Origin of the sequence: Streptococcus oralis (genome assembly GCF_001075875.1) — a bacterium.
GTDB lineage: Bacteria > Bacillota > Bacilli > Lactobacillales > Streptococcaceae > Streptococcus > Streptococcus oralis_I.
Map to the genome: position 1 here is coordinate 1 of NZ_JUOS01000065.1, position 1,322 is coordinate 1,322.

Consider the following 1,322-nt stretch of genomic DNA (forward strand, 5'->3'; position numbering starts at 1 on the left):
AACTTAATCATCTGTTGAATGCAAGAAGTATGCTTATTGTTTTTTAAAAACAAAAACTTTACTGAAGATGTAATTGAGGACTATGATAGTAACTTGTGCAAAAATAGTCTCAATTGTATTGATAGTATTGAGATTATCACCTACAAACTGACCGATAATATGAGGGTAACTTGTCACAAAAATAAAGGTCAGGAGCAGATCTAATAAGAAAGTTATGAATCTTGCAGTCGTAAATTTTATCAGACGCTTGAACCAATTTTTTCGTTTCTGTTTAAAAACAATGGTATCATTGGTGAAAAAAGCAAACAGAATTCCAGCTATATTTCCCAGAGCAGTCGCCCATAATTCTTGTTGGAAAAAGTAAAAAATAGTGATACGAACAATGATAGAAACAAGTGTCGTTGCAACTCCAAAAAATAAGTAGGAGAGGATTTCATTATCGAAAAAATTTTTTATGCATGTTTTCATAAAAATAGTATAGCATAAAGGACATAAATGTGCTATACTTGAAAGGTTGACTTGTTCAACCCTTGGTGCTTAGCTTCTTTCACCAAGCATATTATACGCGGGTTAATCGCTAAAGGAGAATAATAGATGAAAAAACTTACTGTCCGTGATTTGGCAGATATTGCCATTGTCGCAGCAATTTATGTGGTTTTGACAATCACACCACCCCTTAATGCTATCAGTTACGGTGCATATCAGTTCCGTATTTCTGAAATGATGAATTTTCTTGCCTTTTACAATCCTAAGTACATTATCGGTGTTACTCTTGGCTGTATGATTGCTAATTTCTTCAGTTTTGGAATCATCGATGTCGCGGTTGGTGGAGGATCAACTCTTGTCTTCCTAAGTTTAGGCGTATGGTTGTTTAGCAAATATAAAAAAGACTATCTTTTTAATGGATTGATCCGAAAAGATCATTTCTTCTTTTCAATTCTTTTTTCGATTTCAATGATCACCATTGCTGCTGAATTGAACATCGTAGCAGAAGCACCTTTCTTCTTAACTTGGTTTACAACTGCTATCGGAGAATTCGCTTCACTCATTGTTGGTGCTATTCTTATCGGAAAAATCGGTAAACGTCTTGATTTGACTAGATAAAGATATCACATGAAATATTATTGAAAATGGCTGAACTTTGTTCAGTTTTTTTCTTTATCCATGAACCTAGAAGCTCAACAAAAGTGGTATAATAAAGAAAAAAGGGATTATTTTAATATGTATGGTTATCGTATTTCAGTTTTTGAAGTCCTTTGGAAAAATCAGGTCATTAGATTTTTGTTAATTTTTTTAGCACTATTTTATTTCTATCTTTTTTT

At 32.7% G+C, this 1,322-nt stretch carries 2 protein-coding genes and 1 riboswitch; of the genes, one reads left to right on the forward strand and one right to left on the reverse strand.

Features of this window, described 5'->3' with window-relative positions; genetic code table 11:
* Positions 1 to 33: 33 nt before the first annotated feature.
* Entirely contained in the window at positions 34 to 468 is a 435-nt protein-coding gene (locus ADM33_RS03740; RefSeq protein WP_049503232.1) for a GtrA family protein, read from the reverse strand.
* Positions 469 to 496: 28 nt separating this feature from the next.
* A riboswitch (PreQ1 riboswitch) is annotated at positions 497 to 594 on the forward strand.
* Between ADM33_RS03740 and ADM33_RS03745 the strand changes: the two genes are divergently transcribed.
* Positions 595 to 1,104, forward strand: a complete 510-nt coding sequence (locus ADM33_RS03745; protein ID WP_045763277.1) for a QueT transporter family protein — start codon at positions 595 to 597, stop codon at positions 1,102 to 1,104.
* Positions 1,105 to 1,322 lie beyond the last annotated feature (218 nt).

Coding starts and splice junctions, on each gene's coding strand:
- ADM33_RS03740 (WP_049503232.1), bottom strand. CDS start 468: ATGAAAACATGCATAAAAAATTTTTTCGATAATGAAATCCTCTCCTAC.
- ADM33_RS03745 (WP_045763277.1), top strand. CDS start 595: ATGAAAAAACTTACTGTCCGTGATTTGGCAGATATTGCCATTGTCGCA.